Origin of the sequence: Micromonospora coriariae (genome assembly GCF_900091455.1) — a bacterium.
GTDB classification, from domain to species: domain Bacteria; phylum Actinomycetota; class Actinomycetes; order Mycobacteriales; family Micromonosporaceae; genus Micromonospora; species Micromonospora coriariae.
Map to the genome: position 1 here is coordinate 6,749,397 of NZ_LT607412.1, position 22,475 is coordinate 6,771,871.

The following is a 22,475-nucleotide window of genomic DNA, read 5'->3' on the forward strand; positions in this document are numbered from 1 at the left end:
CTGATCCGGGCAGCTCTACGGAAGGCGCCGACCGAACCGGCCGGGCTTCCCGCCAGGGAGCCCGGCCGGGCCGCGTCTCAGTGGTGGCGGCCCTCGCTCACCCGGTACGTGCGCAGGTTCGGGTCGGCCTTGATCTGGGCCTCGGTGTACTTGATCGTGTCCCAGCCCTTCCCGGAGTAGAGCGCGGTCTGGTCGCCGTACCAGGGGGAGTTCGGGTTGGTCGACTGGGAGTAGGTCAGGATCTGCCGCCCGGACGGTCCGTGCGGGCCCAGCTCGACGGCCATCACGAACGACGAGCCGTGCACCACCTTCGGGTAGCCGACGCCCGGCACCCGATTGTTGATGATCATGTTGAAGATGCCGGCCTCGGCCCGTCCACCATGGATCGGGATACGCCGGTCGCCGCGCGGCTCGGTCTGGATGTCGCCGAGACGGGCGTCGAGCGGGATGCCGGCGAGGCGCTGCACCGCGTCGGCGAGCGCGGTGCGGACGCCCGGGTTGGTGGTGTCGAGCCGGCGCGGCGTGCGCACCGGATCGCTGGCGGCGAAGGTGTCGGCGAAGCGCAGCCCGTTGGCCAGGACGAACTCGGTGAACAGGTGGGCGCCGCGGCTGTTCAGGTCGGCGTGCAGGTCCCAGCGGGCCAGTGCGGTGCAGGCGGCACGCAGATCGACGGTCGCGCCGTTCGACGCGGTGCCGGTGGGCTGGGCGGTGCAGAGCGCCACCAGGTCGTCGCGGACCAGTTCACCGCCGTACACCCGGTTGCCGAAGACCGTCCGCCACAGCCGGTCGGCGGTGAACCCGCGCCCCGGCAGCCCATCGGTGCCGGCGAGGCGCTGCTGCACCTGGTCGAGGCCGAGACGGGTCCGCAGGCTGCGCGGGGTGCGTTCGTCGCCGATGATCCGCGCGTAGCCCTCGAGCGGGGCCTGCGGGTTGGCCAGCCAGTAGCTGTCGTTGGAGTTGGTGACGTAGTCGGTGCGGAAGCGGACAGGCAGGTTCGCCGGGCCGAGGATGCCGGGCACGGCGGCGTCCGGGTCGGCGCCGAGCGCGCAGGCCGACCGGGAGCCGTCCAGGACGGCCTGGCCGCTGCTGGCGTAGAGCGGCTGGAACGGCGCCGGGATGCAGGCGGCGGCGAGGGCGTCGGTCACCCGGGGCACCACCGAGTGGTCGGCGTAGAGCGCCTCACCGCGGGCGTCGGCGGCGATCACGTTGACCCAGGGCAGGAACTGGTAGCGGTCGAGCACCCTCTTCAGGTCGCGGACCGTCTTGGCGCGGCCCATCTGCAACCAGCCGTCGAAGGCCCGGTTGTTGGTGGCGTTGATGTCGGTGATGGCGTACGCGGTGCCGGCGGTCCAGTCGAAGGTGCCGGGCACCACCACGACCGGCCCGAAGTGGGTGTCGTGGAAGGTCCGGCTGACCGGTACCGTGCCTCCGTTCGGACCGGGCACCTGGACGGTGACCGTGCGGGTGGTCATCTTTCGCGGCTTGCCGTCCAGGTAGTAGGACGTGGGGTCGCCCGGGACCAGCGCGAGGCGGTGCCACACGAACCGGCGGGCGGTGGAGACTGTGTGACTCCACGCGAGGGTGCGGTTGTGCCCGATCTCGACGATCGGATCGCCGATGAGCGCGGCGCCCTCGACGTCGTACCGGCCGGGCACCTTGAGGTGCATCCGGTAGAAGCGTTCCGCGCCGTCCCATGGAAAGTGCGGGTTGGCCAGCACCATGCCGCCCCGGTTGGCGGTCGCCGCGTCGCCCAGCCCGTACGCGTTGCTGCCCACCCCGGCGGGCGCGCCGTCGCTGGCGGCGAGCACCGCCGCCGCGCCGGGCGCGTCCTGGACGGCAGCCGGGCCGGTGGCGGTGGGCGGCGCGGCGGCGACGATCCCGTCGAGCACCGCGCGGGAGCCGGCCCGGACCATGCTGGCCCAGGTGGTACGCCAGATGTCCAGCTCGGTGATCGGGCGCACCCACGGCTTGGCCCGGCACGCCGGGTCGGTGAGCTTCGCCGCACCTGTGCGGCGTAGGTAGGAGTTGTAGCCGGCGACGAAGCCGCGGATCTGGTCGCGGACGTCGTCGGACGGCGAGTGCACGCCGTCGCGGCGGCCGTCGAGCAGCCCCTCCACCGCTCGGTCGTCGATGGCCTTGCGGAAGAACAGGTCGCTGCGCACGTTCGCGTCGGTCGGGCCGGTCGCGCCGAAGTAGCGGGAGCGCTCGCCGTTGACCGTCACCACCTTCTCGGCGATCACGCAGAGGTTGTCCTCCGCCTGCACGTACCCCACCCCGAAGCCGAGGTTGGCGTAGCTCGTGGCGGTGATGTGCGGGACGCCGTAGGACGCGCGGCGGATCTCGGCCGAGTAGCCGTGATCGCGCTGGTGCGCGCCGGCCGGAGGCGTACTCAACCCGGCCACGACCAGGCCCAGGACCACCCCCGCCGCGCCGAGGCGTTGTGCTGCTGTCACCGCGTCCTCCCCCCGTCGCGTCCCCCAGACGCCGTTGCCGGAGGGACATTCACGTTGGTCGGCATTCTCGCCGCTGTTGTGCCGCCCCGTACACCCCGGCGCGCCGACCGCGCGCCGTGGTGCGTTCAGTGGCAGCCGGCCGGCGCGCAACGGCGAGGGCCCCACCGCCTCGGCGACGTGCCGGGCCCGGTGTCAGAGGCGTGTCAGGGCCCGTGTCGGTGGCGTGTCAGGGCCGTGTCAGGCGACCCGCGCAGGCTCTACGACATGACAACTGACCTGGTGATCGAGGCCGAGGGCCTCGTCAAGACCTTCGGGCGGACGAGAGCGCTTCAGGGCGTGGACCTCGCCGTGCCCCGGGGGACGGTGCTCGGGGTGCTCGGCCCCAACGGCGCCGGCAAGACCACCGCCGTACGCATCCTCTCCACGCTCCTGGTCCCGGACGGCGGCAGCGCCCGGATCAGCGGCTTCGACGTGGTACGCGACGCCGAGCGGGTCCGGCAGACGATCGGGCTCACCGGCCAGTACGCCTCGGTCGACGAGGACCTGACCGGACGGCAGAACCTGGAGCTGTTCGGCACGCTGCTGGAGCTGGGGCGCACCGGCTCCCGACGGCGGGCCGCCGAACTGCTCGAATGGTTCGATCTGACCGCGGCCGCCGACCGGCAGGCCAAGACCTACTCCGGCGGTATGCGGCGGCGCCTGGACCTGGTCGCGAGCCTGGTCGGCTCGCCGGATGTGATCTTCCTGGACGAGCCGACCACGGGGCTCGACCCGGCCAAGCGCGAGGACATGTGGGACGTGGTCCGATCGTTGGTCACGAACGGCTCGACCGTGCTGCTCACCACGCAGTACCTGGAGGAGGCCGACGCGCTCGCGGACGCGATCACGGTGATCGACCACGGCCGGGTCATCGCGTACGACACACCCGAGGGGCTCAAGCGGGTGGTCGGCGGTCAGACGCTCGAGGTCCGGCCGTCCGACCCCGCCCACCTGCGGCGGGTCGCGGCGATCCTGTCCGAGGTCGGCTCCGGCGCGCAGGCCGACGAGATCCGCAAGGGCGTGCTCGCGGTGCCGGTCACCGACGACGAGGCCCTGACCGAGAGCGTCGCGCGGTTCGCCGCCGCCGGCATCGCGGTCACCGAACTCTCCCTGCACCTGCCGAGCCTCGACGAGGTGTTCTTCACCCTCACCGGGCGTACGGCATCCGAGGACGACACCACCCGCCTGAAGGAGGTCGCCGCATGAGCACCCTGGTCAGCGCAGCACCCGCGAAGAGCCCGGCGCTCTCGGCGGCCGTTCCGAACCCTCGACCGTTCCGGCTGGTCCGGCACTCCCTGGCGCTCGCCAAACGCAGCCTCATCAAGACCTTGCGTACGCCCGAGGCGCTCATCGACGTCACGCTGCAACCGGTGCTGTTCCTGGTCATCTTCGTGTACATCTTCGGCGGCGCGGTCGCCGGATCCACCCATGACTACCTGCAGTTCCTGTTGCCCGGCATCCTGGCGCAGACGATCGCCACCGGCGCCATCGCGATCGGCGTCAACCTGAACACCGACATCGCCAAGGGCATCTTCGACAGGTTCCGGTCGCTGCCGATCCCCCGCTCGGCGCCGTTGGTCGGCGCGGTCCTGGGCGACGTCGTACGGTACGTGATCGTCACGATCTCGACCCTCGCGATCGGTTACGTGCTCGGTTTCCGGATCGACTCGGACCCGTTCCGGGCGATCGCCGGTTGCCTGCTCGCTGTGCTGTTCGCGCTCTGCCTGAGCTGGCTGCCGGTGTTCGTCTCGATGAAGGTGCGTACCCCGGGCGCCGTGCAGGGCCTGATGTTCGCGCTGATCATGCCGCTGAGCTTCGCGTCGAACGTGTTCGTCAGCGCCGACACCCTGCCGGGCTGGATGCAGGCGTTCGTGGACGTCAACCCGATGACCCACCTGGTGGCAGCGGTGCGCGGACTGTTCCTCGGCACACCGGTCGGCTCACATGTGTGGTGGACGCTCGCCTGGTGTGCCGGCTTCGTGGCGGTGTTCATGCCGCTGGCGTTGCGCGCGTACCGCAAGAAGATCTGACCTGGGCGAGCAGGTCGTCCATCAGCTCGCGGACCCGGGCGATGACCGCGGCGACCGGCCGCTCGCGCCACACGGCCAGCAACGGCTCACGCTGCTCCTCATCCCCGAGGGCGGCGGTGAGCCGTTCGGCGTCGCCGGGCGGGCCGAGGAACCCGAAGGTGGCGCCGACGCGCGTTCCGAGCGCGAACAGTTCCCGCACGGTAGCGACGTCACCCCGGTACGCCGCGAGTTCGGCGCCACCCAGCGCCCATGACCCGATGACCGGCAGGTCTCTCGTCGACAGCGCCTCGTCCCGGGCGAGCCTCAGCAACCCGGCCGCGGTGGCGTCGGCGTCCTGGCTCGAGCCGGGCCGCACCTGGGCCACCCGCAGTTGCAGGACCGCCACCGCGACCCGGAGCATGACGCGCGGCTGCGGTGGCCCGCCGGCCCACCCGGTCAGCCTCCGGGTCACCCCGTCAGCGTGGTCGAGCGCCTCGTCGTACCGCTCGCGTTGCCACGCGAGGTGGGCCAGCCCGAGGCGCGCCAGCGCGGAGTCCAGCTCCTCGGCCTCGCCCGGCGCCGCCGTCTCGCCCAGCCGCCGCTCGGCTTCCGGGTCGCCGGTCAGAGCAAGCTGCGCGTCCAGCCGTACCCGGATCGACCGGGCATCCTGCGCCGCGCCGACCAGTTCCATGTGCCGGATGCTGCGCGCCAGCCACTCGGCCGACTCGGTGCCCCCGCTGGGAATCAGGAACTGCCCGATCGCGCCCGCCGCCATCGCCATGCCCCAGTGGTCACCGGCCACCTCGAAGCGGCGGTACGCCAGCTCGGCGTCGACCACCGACGGCTCGGCCATGCCGCCGTTCTCCCGGATGGCGGCGCGGGCGAAGTGGCCGAGGCCCTGCACGTACGGGTCCGGGTGCGCGATCATCTCGGCGGCACCCTTCATGCTCTTTTCCTCGTCGGAGGCGTCGAACGCGGGCAACGCCGACGCCAGAACGCTCTGCCGGGGCGACATCTCCGCGGGCCGCTCGGCGAGGAGCGTCCGCAGGGCCCGGCGGGCGAGTACGGCGAGTCGGAGCTCGCCGCTGATACCGGCGTTGACGCCGATCGCCAGGCACAACCAGGCGAGCCGGTCCGCGTCGGGCAGTGGTCGGCCGGCGGCCCGGCCGCGCAGGATCCCCGATGCCCGCCGCCGGCCCGGATCCTCGACGTGCAACAGTCCCCGCGCCCAACCGATGACCTCGAGGTGCAGGCCGCGCACCGACCAGAGGTGGAACAGCGCGGCGGCGACGTCGACCGTCGCCGGCTCGTCACCGGACCCGAGCGCCCACCGCAGGCCCGCGATCAGGTTCTCCTGCTCGGCGGCGCAGCGGGCGAGCGCCTCGATCTGGCCGGGCCCGACGAAATGATCGGCGAACGCCACCGCCTGCTCCCGGGCCCAACCGACCAGGCCGGCCATGGCCGGCTCCCGGTCACCGACCGCGTCGAGCCGGGCCTCGCCGTACTCGCGGACGGTTTCGAGCATCCGATAGCGGGGCGGGTCGTCCCCCTCGACCAGGGTCAGCAGGGACTGTTCGACGAGCGTCGCCAGGCCCCGCCGTACGTCCGGGGTCCGGGCGACCGCGGCGGCGAGGTCCGCGGTGAACGCCGCGGGAATGACCGCGAGCCGTTGGAGCAGCTCGCGGTCCTCGGGTGCGAGCAGTTCCCGGCTCCAGTCGACCATCGCCCACAGGCTCGCGTGCCGTTCCGGCAGCCCTCGCAACGCGTCGTCGAGCAGCGCGAACCGGTCGGTCAGCCCGGCGAGCACGTCGTCGATCGGCATGTGCCGCAGCCGCGCGGCAGCCAGTTCGAGAGCCAGCGGCAGGTTGTCGAGCCGGTGGCACAGCGCGAGCGCCCGTTCGGTGTCCCAGGTGGGCACCGCGCCGCCGGCCGTCGCCCGGGCCTGGATCAGCCCGAGTGCGTCGTCGTCGGGCAGCGCGGTCAGGCGGTGGACCAGTTCGCCGGCCAGGCCCAGCGGGGCCCGGCTGGTGGCGAGGACCGCGACCTCGGGCGGGACCACCGCGATCAGGTCCGCGACGACGGTGGCCGCCGCGTCCAGGACATGTTCGCAGTTGTCCAGCACGATCAGCCCGTCGAGGTCCGGCGCCACGGCGCGCAACCGTTCCTCGGGGCTGAGCACCCGCCGTTCGAGGCCCAGGTTGCCGCCGGTCGCCGAGGTGTCCGCGCCGCCGAGTGCCGCGAGCACCGTGGGCAGCACCTCGTCGGGCGAGCGCAGGCCGGCGAGTTCGATCACCCGTACCGACTGCCCGGCCGCCGCCGCGCGCCGCGCCACCTCGGCGGCGAGCCTGGTCTTGCCCGCGCCGCCGGTCGCCACGATCGTCACCAGCGGCGCCTCGGTCAGCGCTCCGCCCACCGTCTCGACGTCCCGCTCCCGGCCGACGAGGGCGGTCATCGACCGGCGCCACGCGGCGGGCAGGGCGATCCGCGCCGGAGGCCGCGGTGGCGCCACGACGGCCGGGGTGGTGAGTTCGCCGCGCAGCAGCGCCAGGTGGACCTGTGTGATCACGGGCGACGGGTCGGTGCCGTAACGGTCGGCCAGTTCGGCGCGGAGTCGCTCGACCACCTCGAGCGCGTCCGCGTCCCGGCCCTGGGCGGCGAGCACCCGGACGAGCAGGGCCGCCGACGGCTCGTCCGGCGGCGTACGCGCGACGAGCCGGCGCAGGTCGACCTCGTCGAGCGGTCCCGCACCGGCGAGTGCGGCCTGTGCGCGCAGCGCCGCGACGTCCGCGAACAGGCGCGTCTCCTCGGCGGTCACGAGTTCCGGGACCTCGGGGAACAGCGCACGGGCCCGGTCGGCCGGGTCGCGGGCGCCCGGGGCGTCACCGGTACGGAGTGCCGCACGCCCCCGCTCGACGAGCGTCCGCGCCTCGACCGCGTCGACGGAGATCTTCTCGGCGGGCAGGCGGTATCCCGCCGGAACCGCGACCACGGGCAGCCCGAGACGGCGTACCCGGGACACGAGCGCCTGGACGGCACCGGTCGCGTCGTCGGGGGGCGTGCCGTCCCACACGGCGTCCACGAGCAGCGTGGTGGAGACCGCTCGGCCGCGCGCGTCGACGAGCGCGCGGACCACCGCGGCGAGCCGCTCCCCCCGGACCGGCCGGCCGTCGACGGCGAGCGGCCCGAGGATGGTGATCTGCACGGACCCAGCATCCCCCACCTCGTCCATCGAGCCGCCGGCAACCCGCTCGTGGTCACCGGCCCTCGTGTGCGGCGCTAGAGGGTGTGCGCCGGGGTGGCGGCGGTCCGGCGCCGGAACAGGCCGAGCCGCAGCGCCCGGAGCAGGGTGCCGGGGCGGCTCAGCGTCGCCGGGTGGTCGAGCATGGTGGTGACCCGGCCCAGCCGGGCGTTGAGCACCGGATCGGCCAGCGACGTCCGGAAGACCAGGTCTCCGAACCACTTGGTGACCTTGTACCCGGGTGGGTACGGGCCGTTGACGTGTGGCAGCTCGATGTCGGCCGAGGTGGAGATCTGCCAGGCGGCGTCGACGATCACCCGCACCTGGTCGAAGTACGCCCGCGCCGCCTGCTCGTGCGGTTTCGGATCCGAGCGCAGGTACGCCGACAGGCAGGACGCGTGCAGCATCGCGGAGGTCATGCCCTGGCCGTACACCGGGTTGAAGGACGCTATCGCGTCTCCGGCCGCGACCAGGCCGGCGGGCATCCGGTCGAGCTTGTGGAAGTCCCGGCGTCGGCTGTCCGCCTGGTGGTACGTGACCACCCCGCCGAGCATCTCGCCACGTTCGGCGATGTCGCCGAACATGTGCGGATAGTGCTGGCGGCAGCGGGCGGTGAAGTCGGCGACGTCGCGGCTGGGCCGGTCCTCGTCGTAGCCGGCCACCAGCATGATCCAACGGCCACCCTCGACCGAGTTGATCCCGCCGATCCGGGCGGAACGGCCCTTGCCGGCCATGGTGTGGTAGACCACCACCCAGGTGTCGCTGACCGCCGTGTCCTGCTTGTAGAGCGCGGTCGCGTAGTTCAGTTTGATCGGCATCCGCTGCATCGGCGGGCGCGGCCACCCGTTGTCGGCCAGCCAGTCGCTGAGCCGGCTGGACCGGCCCATCGCGTCGACCACGAGGTCCGCCGGTTCGACGATCGGCTCGGTCCCGCCGTCCGGCACGTACCGCGCGCCGGTGACGCGCCGGTCGGCGAAGACCAGGCCGTCCGCGCGGCCGTACACCATCCGGATGTTGTCGATCGCGAGCGTCCGCCGCCGGACCAGCGCCTCCAGGAACGGGCGCGTGGTGATCAGCATCGGGCCGGTGCCGGACGGTTCCGGCGGCAGCCCCAGCACGCCGTTCACGAAGATCTTCGCCGCGCCCTGGTCGGTCGGCGGCGGCGGGGCGCCGGCCGCGAGCGCCTCGTCGACAATGCCGGGGAACCAGCGTTCCAACTGGATCTGACCCGACGGCAGCAGCGCGTGCACCTGGCTGCCCTGCGGCACACCGGGACGCGGCCCGTCATCCACATCGGACGGATCTCGCTCGATGACGAGCACCTCGTCGGCATGGTCACTCAACACCCGAGCCGCCATGAGCCCGGCGATGCTGCCGCCCAGCACCACCGCCCGCCGCATGACCACCCGGGTCTCGGCCGGGGGTTCCGCTGTCGCTATCTCCGAGAAGAGCCGGGACGGCGAGGGGGGCATACGGTCACTCCTCGAGTGGTCGGGAAACCTCGGCATCCACGACCGTAACCACCAGAGGCGCCGCAGTCAGTGGCAGCGGACCCACCATTTCTGGTCCGCACCGGCGGCCGACCCCGCTCAGCAACGTCGATGCGCGAGGCACGGCAGCAATTCGCAGGCCCGGACCCGTCTTGACAGATCATTCGGCGGTTAGGTTAGCCTAACCTCATGCACAAGCAGCTGGCGTCGGCCGCCGGGGAAGACCGCCTGTCGGGCGTCGGCCTCCACCTGGGTTACCACGCCGTGACCGTGGTGCACGGCGCGGCGATCCGCTTCCGTCGGGGTGCGGTGACCGCGCTCGTCGGGCCCAACGGCAGTGGCAAGTCGACCCTGCTGCGCGCCCTCGCTCGGCTGCACCCGATCGAGGCCGGCGTGGTGCACCTCGCCGACGGCGGCGCCCCGGTCAGCCTGCCGGCCGTGGCGAACCACCCCCGGTAGCAGGCCGGACCGAACCCGAGAGAGGCACCATGACCGAGACCATGCCCATCGCCCCGTGGCGCCTGTTCACCGTCGAGGTCCGGGCGGTACGCCGGCTGAGCCCGTCGTTCGTCCGGGTGACCTTCACCGGGCCAGACCTCGACCGCTTCGCCGACAACGGTTACGACCAGCGGATCAAGCTGGCGCTGCCGCTGCCCGGCCAGCGTGAGGTGCGTCTGCCGGAGGGACCGGACTGGTACGCGAAGTGGCGGGCCCTGCCCGAGCACCTGCGCAATCCCGTGCGCACCTACACCGTACGGGCGGTCCGGCCGGAGCTGGCCGAGGTCGACGTCGACCTGGTGCTGCACGGCGACAGCGGCCCGGCGACCCGCTGGGCCGCGCGGGTGCGCGCCGGCGACGAGATCGCCATCCTCGGGCCGGACGCCGGCTACGACGGTGACCACGGCGGGATCGAGTTCCGGCCGTCAGCGGCGACGAGCCTGCTGCTGGCCGGGGACGAGACCGCCGTACCGGCCATCAGCGGCATCTGCGAACGACTTGGAAGCGATGCCCGTGGCACAGTCGTGCTGGAGGTGCCCGACGTGGACGACGTGCTGCCGCTGGTGGCTCCGCCGCGAGTCGAGGTCCGCTGGCTGGTCCGGGGCGCGGACGGGCACGGCAGCCGGCTGGTTCCGGCCGTCGCCGCCGCGGCGGGGGAACTGCTGGCCGGTGACGCGACGGGCGCCGCCCAGCCCGTCGCGGACGTGGACGTCGACACCGAGATCCTGTGGGAGGTCCCGGACGTGGTGCCACCGGTTCCGCTGTACGCGTGGCTGGCCGGGGAGGCCGGCGTCATCCGTACCCTGCGCCGACACCTGGTCGCGGAGCGGGGTCTCGACCGGCGGGCCGTGGCGTTCATGGGCTACTGGCGGCTCGGCCGCGCCGACCCGGCCTGAGTCGCCGCCGTGCCCGCCGAAGCGCTCCCGCCCGCCGCACGCCGCCGCCGGGCCAGGTGACCGGCGAACGCCAGCAGCAACAGGGCCTCGGCGAGCAGCACGGCCACCGCCCAGCCGGGCCCGAGCCAGCCGGCCAGCGAGACGTACCAGAACCGGACCAGCAGCGTCAGCACGGTCACCGCGAAAGCCGCCGACGCCAGGCCGTATCCGGTGTAGACCAGCCGGTTCCGGCGGCGGTAACCGGCGACCGTGGCAGGGCCGCCGCGCAGCAACCGACCCCAGAACCGATAGGTGTCGGCCCGCAGGTCGGCCAGGTTGAGGGCGTGGCTGAGCATGTGGTAGCCGTCCAGGCGCAGGAACGGCACCAGGTTGAGCGCGGCCGTCGCGGTGCCGAAGAGCAGCATGGTGCCGGCCAGGTCGCGCAGCGCACCGGCCCCCACCCAGGCCCGGATCGCGGCGAACGGCACCAGGGCCAGCATGCTGACGAACACGCCGGCGAACGCGGTGGCCACCCGACGCCGCGGGGTGAAGAGCACGATGTCGTCGACCTTGCAGTACGGCGCCAGCAGCGGGAACCGCCACATCAGCCCGATCTCGGTGACCCGCCCGCCGAAGTGCCGGCAGGTCAGCCCGTGCGCGCACTCGTGCACGAAGACGATCGCCCAGGTGATCACCACTGCCGCCACGATCGCGGCGAGCGGGCGGTGTCCGGAACCCACCCCGTGCATCAGGTCCGGCAGGTGCACCGCGACGTAGCCGGTCACGGCGAGCACGGCCAGCAGGGCGGGCAGCACGAACCCCCAGCTGAACAGCGCGCCCAGCCTCGGGAGCAGCCGGGTGAAGAGCCGGTCCGGGTCGAAGAGCGGCCACCGGGCCGACAACGCCCCCCGCCGGGCGTTCGCCGCGCCCTCGGCGGCCGAGGCGGTCAGGCGGGCGATCGTCTCCGGGTCGGTGGCGTCGGCGAGCAACTGTCGGCGGTGCAGCATGCCGAAGAGCTGCTGCCAGTTCTCCGGCCCGAGCCGGCGCCGGTACGTCGCGGCGTACTCGGCCGCGAGATCGTCGAGCGTGCGGGTGCCGTCCATCCGGGAGAGCAGGAAGTGCTCCCGTGGCCCGACCCGGTAGTACCAGCCGGTCTCGCCGTCCTTGACGTGGTGCACCAGCTTCTCGCCCCGCCACTGGCCGGGGCCGAGCACGACCGTGGCGCGCAGACGGGGGCGGGCCCAGGTGGCGTCGACCGTCGTCATCGCGCGCCGGCCGGTGCCTCGTCGAGCAGCGCGGCACGCATCAGGTACGACAGGTAGATCTCGTCCAGGATGCTCACTCCGAGCCGGTTGTTTGTCATGTGCACGTAGGAGCTGAGCAGGATGGGCAGCGCGGCGTCGAGGTCCGTGAGCGGGGTGGGCTCACCGCCGCCGCGCTGAAAGACCAGCTCACCGTCTCGCGCCAACGCCACCACCCGCTCGCGCAGCGCCCGGCAGTGCGCCCGCCAGCGGCCCTCGACGCCGCCCACGCGCGCGGTCGACTGCTCCCGCGCCGCCGCGCGGATGTCGGCGAGCCGACCGCGCAGCGCGGCGTCCATCCGCCGGTAGCTGGTGTCGAAGCTGGCGTGGTAGTCGTCGCTGGGCTCCGAGTAGGAGACCTCCCAGAACCGCCGGTACTCGTCGAGAAAGCCGGCGATCCGCCGGTCGTCGTCGAGGAAGACGGCGCACATCATCATGGCGAGCTGCGCGGAGAGCCCGAGCAGCACCGGACGGACGTGCACGTTCGTGGTGGCCAGCAGGTCGAGCACCACGTCGCTGGACTGCTCGAAGTGCCACTCGGCCAGCTCGACGCCGGCGGGGCCGCCGTACCGGCCGTACTCGCGTTCGTACGGGATGTGGTGGTAGCTGTTGTTCGCCCGCATCGGCATGACGCCGTCCGGGCCGTACTCCTCGTCCCACCGCTGCGCGCCGTACTCGGCGAGGAACATCTGCCGGTACAGGTCGCCCAGGCCCGCGTTGTCCACCTCGTAGAGCGCGGGCCGGCGGCGCAGGAACGCGTCGATGGCCGCGTCCACCCGGGCGCGGACCGCCGCCGGGTCGACGCCGGGGGCGGGCAGCACCCGCAACCGGACGTGTGGGCCCTCCATCCAGTACTTGATGAAGAAGTACCGGCTGATCAGTCCCTCGGCGCGCAGCTCGTCCACCAGCGGACGAACCCCCTCGACAAGCATGGGGTTGGCGTTGCTGGCGTAGAAGACGTGCACGCTGAGCCAGCCGTGGTCGGTCGGCGCGGGGTGGTCAGTCATGGTCTGCTCCAACTCGGACACCGTTGAGTTCGACGGTCAGTTCGGTGACGTACGTGCCGGTGCCGTCGTGCAGCACCTGCTCGTCAGCGCCCGGCAGCATCTCGGTCAGCACCAGCCGGCTGCCGGCGGCACGCGCCGTCGCGTCCAGCAGTTGCAGCGAGAAGTGGCTGTCGAGGTCCACGTAGAGCGGCTTGTGGTCCGGCCGGGCGCCGCCCTGCGCGGCTGGCTGGGCCGCGTCGTCCCCGGCCACCGGGGCGAGCCGGGTGCCCTCCGGGGTGGCGAACAGGCGGCGCGGCAGGCCGTTGTCGCGCCGCCACCGCTGCCAGGCGAGGAACCACTCCGCGTCGCTCTGCCCGGCCGTACGCGACGGTAGGTGATCCGGGTGCAGCTTCCACATCCGCCGTTGCAGGACCAGGTCGCCGTGCACGATACGGGGGTATCCGGCGATGCCCCGGCCGGGCAGCGGCACGGTCGTACCGGCCCACAGGTCGGGTTGCGCCATGCCCAGGTAGGCGAAGGTGAGCAGCACCTGCTGCACCTCCGGCAGCGCCATCGGCAGCAGGAACCCGAGATAGACCGGGATGACCTCGGCGTCGAGCCGCCGCGAACGCAGCAGCAGCCGGTCGGCGACCGGGTCATGCTCCACGCTGAGGTCGTCCATGTCGATCTGCTCGGCCGCCGGCCGGTGGCTGATCTCCCCCGGGCAGACCAGCTCGTACGGTGTGACAACGGGGTGCAGGTTGAGATTGGTCGCGTCGTACCCGCCCTTGATCTCGGCGAGCACCGCGCCGGGCGGTTGGAGCCGGACGAGTTCGGCGCGGAGCGCGCCGGCGAGGTCCTGCTCGGCGAAGAGGTGCGCGAAGCGGGAGAAGAGCAGGGTCATTCCCGAGTAGACCCGGTTGACCACCACCCGGTGTCGTCCGCCCTGGTCGGCGAGCTGGAGGAAGAACGACCGGGGGTCGAGCGTGCCGAGCGTCTCCGGCACCATGGCGGCGATGTCGGTCATGAAGGCGTCGTCGAGGGCCAACTCCTCGGCGCCGGCCGGCAGCCGGTCGTACGCCTCGTTCATGCGCCGGGCCACCTCCAGCCGGGCGTCGTCGAGCGCGGTGATCTCCTCCTGCCGGAACCAGTTCTCCTGCCGGACGTACCGGTTGTCCGCGTCGAACGCCCGGCGGCGCATCATCCGGCCGCTGTAGTGCTCGAAGAAGTCCTGCTGGAACTCGTGGGCGAAGGTGAGCAGGTCGTCGCAGCGACCCCCGGCGCCGTACCGGGCCCGGAAGAAGCCCTTGGTGGCCAGCCGGCGGGGCAGGTTGATGTCGAACACCGGCATGATCCGGGCGAGCGCCCGCAGGCCGGGTAGGACCTCCCGCTCCCAGCGCTCGCGGTCGGCGGTCACCGGGGCGCCGGTGTGTCGCGTGGCGTCCTCGTAGATGAGGGTGCGGGGGGCCGGGACATCGGGGCGGCCGAGGTCGGTGTGGGCGGCGACCAGCTCGTCACGGATCCCGTCCAGCGCTCGGCGACGCGCCGGCAGGTCGGCCGCCGGATACGCGGTGGCCAGCCGGTTCGCGGTGGTCACCCGCTCGGCGAGCCGGTCGGACCAGTCCCGGCCAATCCGCCGCAGCGCCGCCGCGTACCCCTGGACCGGGTCGTCGTCGTGGATGTCCAGTTGCAGGTTCGGCACCACCAGTAGACCGACCCGCAGCAGGTGGTGCAGGTACTGGGCGATCTCCTCGGCCGGGCGTCCGTCGGTGGCCAGCTCGGTGGCCAGGTCGTCCATCCGTCGTACCCGGCCGCCGGCGAGCGCGTCCAGGATGTCGTGCAGCACCCGCCCGGTGGGGAGCACGAAGAGCGACTCGTGGATCGACTCCAGGGTGATCGCGGCGTCGCCGTCCTCCGAGCTGGTCCGGCGGCGGCGCAGGTAGCGCAGCCGGCCGTGGGCGATGCGCCAACCGCTCGTCACGGTCACCGGAAGGTCGGCGCGGAGCGTCTCGTCGGCGAGCACGATGCTCGACAACCGGCCCAGCGCCGCCAGGTTGAGCCGGGCGCTGGCCCGCGTCGCCGTGACCGTCTCGCCGGTGCTCGGCGCGACGTCGAGGAGTCGGCCGCCGCCGGTTTCGAAGGTGCCGACGTTCACGGTGGTCAGCGTGCTGAACGGGCTGGTCTTGGCGGCGGTGCGGTAGGCGTACTCCAGCAGGGACCGCTCCACCCGGCGGGCCCGTTTGCCGAGCGGGCCGGTCCCGGTGAGGTAGCCGGTGAGGTACCGGTCCAGCGACGGGGAGGCGAGCAGGATGCCACCGCGCAGGTTCGGGTCGTCGGCGAGGCCACGCAGCACTGTCCGCCGCCGCCCCAACTCGTCGTCGAGCACCGCCGGGCCGGCGGCCAGCTCCCGGCGGTACGCGGCGAAGGTCTCCAGCCAGTGGGCCAGGTCCCGGTGGGTGTCCGCGCCCAACGCGGCAGCCGGCCAGGCCGACGGGTCGGCGGGTCGGGGCGGGCGGAGGTTGAACACGTCCCGGCGCAGCCGGATCAGCCGTTGCCGCAGCCCGTCATCTGTCACGTTCCGGCCCACCGCGACCTCGAGCGCGTCGGCAAGGTCCCGGCCGGTCACCCGGAGCCGGTCCTGCAGGTCGAGCACGCGGCGGGACCAGTCGGCGGTCCGGTCGAAGGCGAGCTGGTCGGCGACCTCGATGGGCAGTCCGGCGGTGCGCAGCATGAACACCCCGGGCATCCGCCAGGAGACCGGGGTCACCGGGGGTGCGGGCAGGGACACCGTCACGGGTCTCTCCTTCGTCGACGGATGGTCACGGGTCGGACGTCCGCCGCCGGCGTCGGCGCGGCGGCACGGGACGGGGCGGTCACAGCCGGTACGCCAGGTCGGCGGTGGCCTCAGGATGCCGCCCGAGGAGCAGGAAGAGCACGGTTCGTTCGTCGGTGCCGTCCAGCCCGAGGGCGGTGTTCATGGCGACGTTGTCGAAGCCGAGCACCGCGCCGCAGCCCAGGCGTTGCGCGGTGGCCGCGCAGTACGCCCGCTGGGCGACTGTGCCGACCTCGGCGTTCAGCATGCGGTAGCCACGGGGGCCGAACACGTCGAGGACCGCGTCCGGCCGGCCGGAGATGGCCAGCACCGCGCCGACCTGACCCATCGTGTAGTTGGTGAGGAAGTACTGCTGTTGCAGGAAGGCGGACATCCCACCCTCGGGTTCGGAGCCGGCCGGCAGCAGGGCGTGGCGCCGCTCGCAGTAGGCGTAGCCGCCGCCGGGCAGCCCGTCGACGTGGTTGGCGAAGACCCAGAGCCGGGTCAGCTCGGGCCCGCCGTCGGTTCGTTTGATGTCCGCCGGGTACCGCCGGGCGGCGGCGGCGAAGGCGAGCGTGGTGCCGAGGTCGGCCGCGGTCAGCTCGGGCGGCCGACGGAACCGGCCGAAGCTGCTGGACCGGCTGGCCAGCACCGCCGACAGTGGACGGCTGAGCCGGTCCAGCCGCGGCGCGGGCAGGGCGACCGGCTCGCCCGGCAGGTCCCGGGGTGCGGCGGATTCGACGGTGTCGGGGGCGGGTCGGGCCAACGTGGCCGCCGCCCGGTGGACCGCGGTGACCGCGGGGAAGTCCCGTATCCGGCGGGACCGTTCGAAGGCGGGGTAGCGGGCGCGCACCCGCGCGGTGGCGTCCGCCGGTGCCGCCGGTGAGCGGGTGTCGGCGCCGGTCCAGTCCACCGGCACGACCGCGAAGACGCTCTCCGCGTCGCTGTCCAGGTCGAGCAGCCGGTCCAGGGGCGCCGGATCGAAGCAGAGCAGCCGCCGCAGGGGTACGCCCAGAGCGGGCGCCAGCAGATCCCAGGAGCCGAGCAGAGCGCCGAGATCCTGGGTGACCACGTGGTAGCAGAAGCTGTTGTACTTGAAGGAGTTCTTCCAGAACCGGATGCCGGCCAGCAGGTAGCTGTCGCCGCCGGTACCCGGGCCGTCGGTGCCGAGGGCGGCGCGGACGGTGCCTGTGACGTCGCCGAGCAGCAGCCGCTCCAGCACGTGCGCTCCGGTGTGGTAGTGGTAGACGCCCGGCAGCAGCGGCCCGCCCGCCCCCACCACCAGGTACACCTCCACCGGGTACATCCCGCCCCCGGACGCGGTGCCGCGTCCCCACACCGCGTGCTCGAGGTGCGCCCGCTTGGCGACGTCCTGGTTCCAGTTGACAGCCATCCGCCGGTCCAGCACCCCGTACGACAGGCGCAGCAGGGCGGCCAGCCCGGCCAGCGACCAGCGGGTGGTCGCCGGCAGGTTCTCCCCGGTGTGCAGATCGCGCAGGGTGGGCAGCTCGGGCAGATCGGCGGGCAGCGGCAGCCGGGGCGCGCCGGGGTAGCTCTTGTGCCGTGAGGGCTGGTCGGCCCAGTCCACCTCGTAGTTGAGCGGTTCCATCGGAGTCCGGGCCCGGCGGAACACCGCCTCGGTGTAGTCCCGGACGACCTCGCGGGCCTCCTGCTGCATGTCGCTGCTCCTACGGGAAGGGGTGCGGGTGGGGGTTGCGGCCGGTGGCGCCGAGCCCGTCCGGTCCGTGCCGGCCCCGAGCCAGGTACCGCTCCAGCCGGTCGCTCCAGAGCACCCGCTGCCGCTGCCAGCCGAAGTCGATGGGGACCAGGGCCGGAGCCACGACGGCCATCGTGTGGACCCCGGCGACCTCCTGCTCCGGGCAGGTCTGGTCGACCGCGACGACGTCACCGCCGAGGCTGGCGATCAGGCCGGCGAGGTAGGTCATGTCCGCGCGCAGGTCGTCGTGTTCGGGCCGGACGGCGAGCCAGTCGCCGTACAGCTCCGACATGGATCGCAGCGGCGGGTCGTCCAGGAGGAACGCCGCGTGTCGCGCCATCTCCGGCAGGCCGTAGAGCAGCGCGTGGTGGCTCAGCTCGGTGACCCGGGTGTAGTCAGTGACCATCTCGCGCAGCTCGGGTTCGCTGGCGGCGACCCGCTCGTCGAAGCCGGGGACGTAGGAGGCGGTCTCGCAGAGCGCTGCCCGGACCGCGTCGTCCGGGTCGAGGCTCGCGCCGGCGGCGAAGCAGAGCCGACCGAGCCCGTCGCCGCGCCGGACCGCGACCGCGGTGACCACCGGAACCGGCAGGTCGGCGCGGGTGTCGAAGAGGCGGATGTCGTAGCCGAGCAGGTCGACCCGGTCCAGCATGAAGTGCACCCGCTCGTCGCGGCAGGTCGCCGGGTCGATCTCGGCGAGCCGGGCCGAGCCGTACCAGGCGAGCAGGAAGGCGTCCCGCTCGATGAGTTCGAGCATGCCGTGCAGCAACGCCTCCTCCGGGCAGCTGCCGCTGGCGCAGCCGTTGGAGCACTCCTGAACGAACTTGCGTTGGTCGGTGCGGCGGTCAAGGTAGTAGACGAGCTGTTCGGGAACGAGGCGGGGCGTGCTGTCGCGCAGCGACCACCCCCAGACCCAGTGCATCGGCTCGTCCGGCGAGTACGGGGTGTAGTAGAGCCCGTGCCCCTGGTAGAAGGCCGGGTGGTAACCCAGGCCGGCCGGGTCGAGCGCGTCCGGGGCGAGGTTGGCGTAGCTGTCGAAGACCTCGGTGCGCTTGGCCCGCGGGAACTGGCCGGCGTACCGCTCCAGCCCCTCCAGCAGCGCGTACGTCTCACTGCCGCCGTAGCTGTTGGCGTGCCCGCTCCACCACATCTCGTGCAGGTCGTACCGGCTGCGGACCCGGAAGTAGCCGGTGACCGGCGCGGTGGCGGTGGCGTTGTACGCCCGCAGCGCGTTGCCGCCCAGCGCCCCGGCGACCGGGTTGGCCAGCGCGCCGACCGGCAGGTCCAGCTCGCCGGCCGCACGCAGCCGGTACGCGGTCGGGTTCGGCTTGGCCCGGCGGGTCAGTGGGATCACCGCCGCCTCGGCGGTGTCCGGACGGGTGGTCCCGCAGGCAGGGCATTCGGAGTCGGCGAGCACCTCGACCACCGCCGTCTCCAGGGTGTCCATCCGCAGCTGGTGCAGCCGCGCCACACCGGGGCGGTCGGCCCGGGGGCGGCAGGCCTGCCGGAACAGCTGCCAGAGAGCGTCGACCGCGAAGGGGGTGAGGTGCGGCAGCGGCGCCACCGTCCCGACCTGAGCGCCGTGCTCCAGGGCGTGCCGCTCCTCCCGGAGCCGGATGGCCTGCCAGCGTCGTTGGACGCAGAACGGGCACGGGCCGGGTCGGGTCGGCGCCGGGTCACGGGCGCCGGTCCAGCGGGGGCCGACCAGCGCGGTGGCGCCGTGCAGCCAGATCGGCACCACGTCGCTGGTGAGCCCCTCACCGCCGTCGGCGTACGCGTCGGTCAGGCCGAGGGCGGCGATGCGGACGGTGATCCCGGCGGGCAACGGGTCGTTGCCGGCCGGCTGGCCAGCGTGGAGCCGCTCGTGGAACGCCTCGCCGAGCTGCTTGAGGCTGGCGTCCCACCCGGTGGAGGTGGTCCGGACGTCGACGATCATGCGGTTTCACCTGTCTGCGGTCGCTGCGGGTCTGGTGTCGGGACCGGGGCTCCCCGCCGGCGTGGCTCGCCGGCGGGGACGACTGCGGTGGGCTTACCCGCCGCCGCATCCGGTGCTGGTGCTGCTGCTGCAGCAACTGGACGTGCTGCAACTGCAGCAGCTGGAGCAGGAACAGCTGGAGCTGGACCAGTCCATGACCATCGCGTCGATCGCGTCGACGTCCTCGATCTCGAACGTCTCGGTCTCCAACGCGCGGAGTTCCTCCGTCAGATCCGGCATTTCCCTCTACCTCCCCTCGGGGCGTTCGCGGGCCTCTGCGCCGTCCGACCGTCCGGAGCGGCCGGTGGCGCCGAGGCTCGGCTGGTGCTGCTGCAACTCGACGAGGTGTGGCCTTGAGCCGCGGTCGGCGCCAGTCGTGGTGGGTCTGCGTCCGCACCACCACTGTGGAGCCAGCGGAGGCACGCAGGGGCTACTCGCCGGTGTCGGCCGGCGGCGGTTGGTGCGTTCAGATGCGACGTCCCACCGGGGACTGACTGCGTCAGCGCTGTGGGGGTCAACCCCGTCCACCCGGTCAGCCGCAGCTGGAGGTGCTGGTGCTGGTGCTGCAGCAGCTCGACGTGCTGCAACTGCAGCAGCTCGAGCAGGAGCAGCTGGAGCTGGTAGCGGCGAGAGCCTCGCCGCCGTCCTCAACCTCCTCGATCTCGAAGGTCTCGGTCTCCAGCTCGCGGAGCTCGTCATTCAGGGTGATCGGCATGTTTCCACCTCCTTCCACGGTGCGTGCCTCGCTCGGACCACTGATGTGGTGGTTCAGTCGGCCGCGCGGCCGTCGTGCCGCAGCAGGACCACGCCGCTGCGGAACGCCCCGCTGGCCCGAAGGTCCCGGGTGGTGGTCTCGACCAGCAGCACGCTGATCCCCCGCTCGGCCAGGGCGGCGAGCACCGCGTGCCGGTCGGTGCCGCCGACCGCCCCGGTGCCGTTGGCGGCGCGTCCGGTGAGGGTGGCCGGGTCGAGGTCCGCGAGCACGGGGTCGCCGAGGTCGGCGTCGTTCCCCTCGAAGTGCCGCACCTGGATCCGTCCGACCAGGTCCTTCAGGGCGCTGAGCCGCGTGGCGACCGGGTCGAAGCCGCCGGCGAGCCGCCAGTCGCGGTCCCCACCGCCCGGTGCCACGCTGACCGCGAGGACGGCGTGCGCCGGTGCGGCGCCGGTGAGGGTGAAGACCGCGAGCTGGTGGCCGAAGCGGTGGGCCGCCTTCACCACGAACGCGGTGTCCTCGTCGGCGACCAGCTCCTCCTCGCCGAGCGCGGCGAGGCCACCGTCGCCACGCATCGCCGCGGTCAGGACGTGGTACGCCAGCGCGTCCGCAAGACCCTGATCGATGACGCCGTCGAGGCTGTCGGCGGCCGCCGCGCCGGCGTGGGTCCGCTCGGCGAGCCCGTCGCCGTTGGCAGCGGAGGTGGGCAGCGCCAGGGCGGCCGGAACCCACACGCTCTCCGGACGGCCCAGCACGGTCGCCGGCAGCCAGCGGACCGTCCGGCGCGGGTCGTACGGCACCGCGCCGGTCGCGCTGTGCAGCTCGGTCCACGGCACCGGGTGCCCGCCACGCCCGCGCAGTTGTTCGGCCGAGGCCAGCACACCGGCGTGTGGGTCGGCGTACCTGGCGGCGTGGTCACGCACCGCCACCCGGTACGCGGCCAGCCGGGCGTTCAGCACGGTGTGCACGTCGAACGCGGTCACCTCGCGTGGCCGGTGCCGGCCGGGCAGCCGCAGCCGGGCCGTCTTCAGCGGTGCCTGCTCCAGCGGGTCGTCCACGAACCGGGTGAAGACCCCGGCGTTCGGTGACACCAATGCCTGGGCACGCTGGTAGGTCTCGTCGTCGGAGCCGCCTGCCCCGGCCGGTTCGGGCACGTCGACGTCCCGACAGACCGGGCAGGCCGGATGCGGCAGTACCCGTTCCCGGGCGGCCTCCAGGGTTGACCGGTCCAGCAGCAGCACGCCGTCGGCGGTGTCCGGCGCCAGGGCGCCGGTGAGGACCCGGAACAGCTCGAACGCGGCGACGTTGCCGACCATCCGCGCGGTCACCTCCGGCAGCGGCGTGGGCGCGTCGGTGCCGGGGCCGACGGCGAGCTGCCGCCAGAACTCGGCGGCGACGGCGGCATCGGCTGCAGCGGCGAGCCGCAGCTGGGCGCAGAGCCAGCATGGAGTCCGGCCCGGCTGGACCGTCGGTCCCACCACCGCCCGCTCGTCGTCCCAGAGAACCGGGACCAAGAGCGGGCCGTCGCGGTGACAGGCACGGGCCAGCTCGGCAAGGCCGGCCAGGCCCGTGCGGTCGGTGCAGTACACCACCGCGTCCGCTCCGCTCAGCTCGACCGGGCCGTCGTGCACCCGCACCGCGGCCGCCAGCCCGTCGTCGCGCAGCTCGACCACCTCCGGCCGCAACGCCTCGGCGTAGCGCGACGGGTCGTCGTCCGGGTACAGGTCAAGGTGGAGACACCCGTTGCGGAGCAGGCCGCTCGCCGCGGCCAGCAGGGTCGCTCCCCCACCGACCAGCACCACGCGGGCGGTGTGCAGGCGCAGGAAACGGCCTGTGGGATCGTCGGCGAAGTGGTCGATGAACTCGATCTGCGGGGCGAACCGCCGGGCGACCGCCTCGGCCAGCTCGGTACGGTCGCCGGCGTCCTTCGCGAAACCACGGGCGAGCAGCGCGCGGACCAGTGTGAGCACGGTTTGGCGCTGCCCCTGGTCCAGGGAGGCGGTGAGCTGCCCCAGGGTGTGCTCGCCGGTCAGGTACGGGCTCAACGAGGTCAGCCAACGGAAGGCGGACCTTCCCTTGATCAGGAAGGCGGTGTCCGGCCCGCGCAGGTAGGCGCCGGCCGGCGCGTCCAGGAAGACCACGTCATGTCGCAGCTTAGGTCGCACTTCCAGGTTCTCCGCACCGTCCCGCGGCAGGCTCATCCGGGCTCCTATGCCAGCGATCACCATCGACTCGAAAGTGTCTACATGCTGCCCATGGTCTATTCGTTCGTCAACAGATTGTTTCGTCGGGGGCAGCGGCGGGAGTCAATTGGGGGGCACTGAGCTGCGGCTGGGGGAAATTTTTCCGGACCCCACCGCGGAGGGCCTTCCG

The 22,475-nt window shown here is 73.0% G+C and carries 15 protein-coding genes; 4 read left to right on the forward strand and 11 right to left on the reverse strand.

What is annotated here, in order from left to right:
• Positions 1-77 precede the first annotated feature (77 nt).
• Positions 78-2,453 (reverse strand): acylase, encoded by a 2,376-nt coding sequence (locus GA0070607_RS31355; RefSeq protein ID WP_089021426.1) that lies wholly within the window; start codon positions 2,451-2,453, stop codon positions 78-80.
• A gap of 264 nt (positions 2,454-2,717) precedes the next feature.
• Here GA0070607_RS31355 and GA0070607_RS31360 point away from each other — a divergent pair, with 264 nt between their 5' ends.
• A complete protein-coding gene (locus tag GA0070607_RS31360; protein ID WP_089021427.1) occupies positions 2,718-3,698 on the forward strand; it encodes an ATP-binding cassette domain-containing protein in 981 nt (326 codons plus the stop codon).
• Positions 3,695-4,522: an ABC transporter permease gene (locus GA0070607_RS31365; protein ID WP_089021428.1), complete on the forward strand. Its 828-nt coding sequence runs from the start codon at positions 3,695-3,697 to the stop codon at positions 4,520-4,522. Before GA0070607_RS31360 ends, GA0070607_RS31365 begins: the two co-directional genes overlap by 4 nt.
• On the opposite strand, the gene GA0070607_RS31370 is transcribed toward GA0070607_RS31365, so the two are convergent.
• Together GA0070607_RS31370 and GA0070607_RS31375 are read right to left on the reverse strand one after the other, a co-directional pair.
• Positions 4,482-7,703 (reverse strand): BTAD domain-containing putative transcriptional regulator, encoded by a 3,222-nt coding sequence (locus GA0070607_RS31370; RefSeq protein WP_089022232.1) that lies wholly within the window; start codon positions 7,701-7,703, stop codon positions 4,482-4,484. The two genes, GA0070607_RS31365 and GA0070607_RS31370, sit on opposite strands and share 41 nt — an antisense overlap.
• Before the next feature lie 74 nt (positions 7,704-7,777).
• Complete coding sequence (locus GA0070607_RS31375) at positions 7,778-9,211, reverse strand: FAD-dependent oxidoreductase (RefSeq protein WP_197701198.1); 1,434 nt, start codon at positions 9,209-9,211, stop codon at positions 7,778-7,780.
• A 207-nt stretch (positions 9,212-9,418) separates the two neighbouring features.
• Here GA0070607_RS31375 and GA0070607_RS31380 point away from each other — a divergent pair, with 207 nt between their 5' ends.
• The gene (locus GA0070607_RS31380) at positions 9,419-9,688 is read left to right on the forward strand and encodes an ATP-binding cassette domain-containing protein (protein ID WP_089021429.1); all 270 of its coding nucleotides are present in this window, start codon (positions 9,419-9,421) and stop codon (positions 9,686-9,688) included.
• 29 nt (positions 9,689-9,717) lie between these two features.
• Positions 9,718-10,623, forward strand: coding sequence for a siderophore-interacting protein (locus GA0070607_RS31385; RefSeq protein WP_089021430.1), 906 nt, complete (start codon positions 9,718-9,720; stop codon positions 10,621-10,623).
• Here GA0070607_RS31385 and GA0070607_RS31390 read toward each other — a convergent pair.
• The 8 genes from GA0070607_RS31390 to GA0070607_RS31425 form a co-directional block, all read right to left on the reverse strand.
• Positions 10,590-11,867: a metalloprotease gene (locus GA0070607_RS31390; RefSeq protein WP_089021431.1), complete on the reverse strand. Its 1,278-nt coding sequence runs from the start codon at positions 11,865-11,867 to the stop codon at positions 10,590-10,592. The genes GA0070607_RS31385 and GA0070607_RS31390 overlap by 34 nt on opposite strands.
• Positions 11,864-12,910: a thiopeptide-type bacteriocin biosynthesis protein gene (locus tag GA0070607_RS31395; protein ID WP_089022234.1), complete on the reverse strand. Its 1,047-nt coding sequence runs from the start codon at positions 12,908-12,910 to the stop codon at positions 11,864-11,866. The genes GA0070607_RS31390 and GA0070607_RS31395 overlap by 4 nt, the downstream gene beginning before the upstream one ends.
• The gene (locus GA0070607_RS31400; protein WP_089021432.1) at positions 12,903-15,683 is read right to left on the reverse strand and encodes a lantibiotic dehydratase; all 2,781 of its coding nucleotides are present in this window, start codon (positions 15,681-15,683) and stop codon (positions 12,903-12,905) included. The genes GA0070607_RS31395 and GA0070607_RS31400 overlap by 8 nt, the downstream gene beginning before the upstream one ends.
• Before the next feature lie 79 nt (positions 15,684-15,762).
• Positions 15,763-17,379 carry a SagB family peptide dehydrogenase gene (locus GA0070607_RS31405; RefSeq protein WP_089021433.1) on the reverse strand — a complete coding sequence of 539 codons (1,617 nt, stop codon included), beginning with the start codon at positions 17,377-17,379 and terminating at the stop codon, positions 15,763-15,765.
• A gap of 10 nt (positions 17,380-17,389) precedes the next feature.
• Complete coding sequence (locus tag GA0070607_RS31410; RefSeq protein ID WP_089021434.1) at positions 17,390-19,351, reverse strand: TOMM precursor leader peptide-binding protein; 1,962 nt, start codon at positions 19,349-19,351, stop codon at positions 17,390-17,392.
• A gap of 93 nt (positions 19,352-19,444) precedes the next feature.
• Positions 19,445-19,630 carry a thiazolylpeptide-type bacteriocin gene (locus GA0070607_RS31415; RefSeq protein ID WP_089021435.1) on the reverse strand — a complete coding sequence of 62 codons (186 nt, stop codon included), beginning with the start codon at positions 19,628-19,630 and terminating at the stop codon, positions 19,445-19,447.
• 292 nt (positions 19,631-19,922) lie between these two features.
• Positions 19,923-20,105: a hypothetical protein gene (locus tag GA0070607_RS31420; protein ID WP_046564715.1), complete on the reverse strand. Its 183-nt coding sequence runs from the start codon at positions 20,103-20,105 to the stop codon at positions 19,923-19,925.
• Between the two features lie 53 nt (positions 20,106-20,158).
• Positions 20,159-22,303, reverse strand: a complete 2,145-nt coding sequence (locus tag GA0070607_RS31425; RefSeq protein WP_172899141.1) for a TOMM precursor leader peptide-binding protein — start codon at positions 22,301-22,303, stop codon at positions 20,159-20,161.
• Positions 22,304-22,475: the final 172 nt, after the last annotated feature.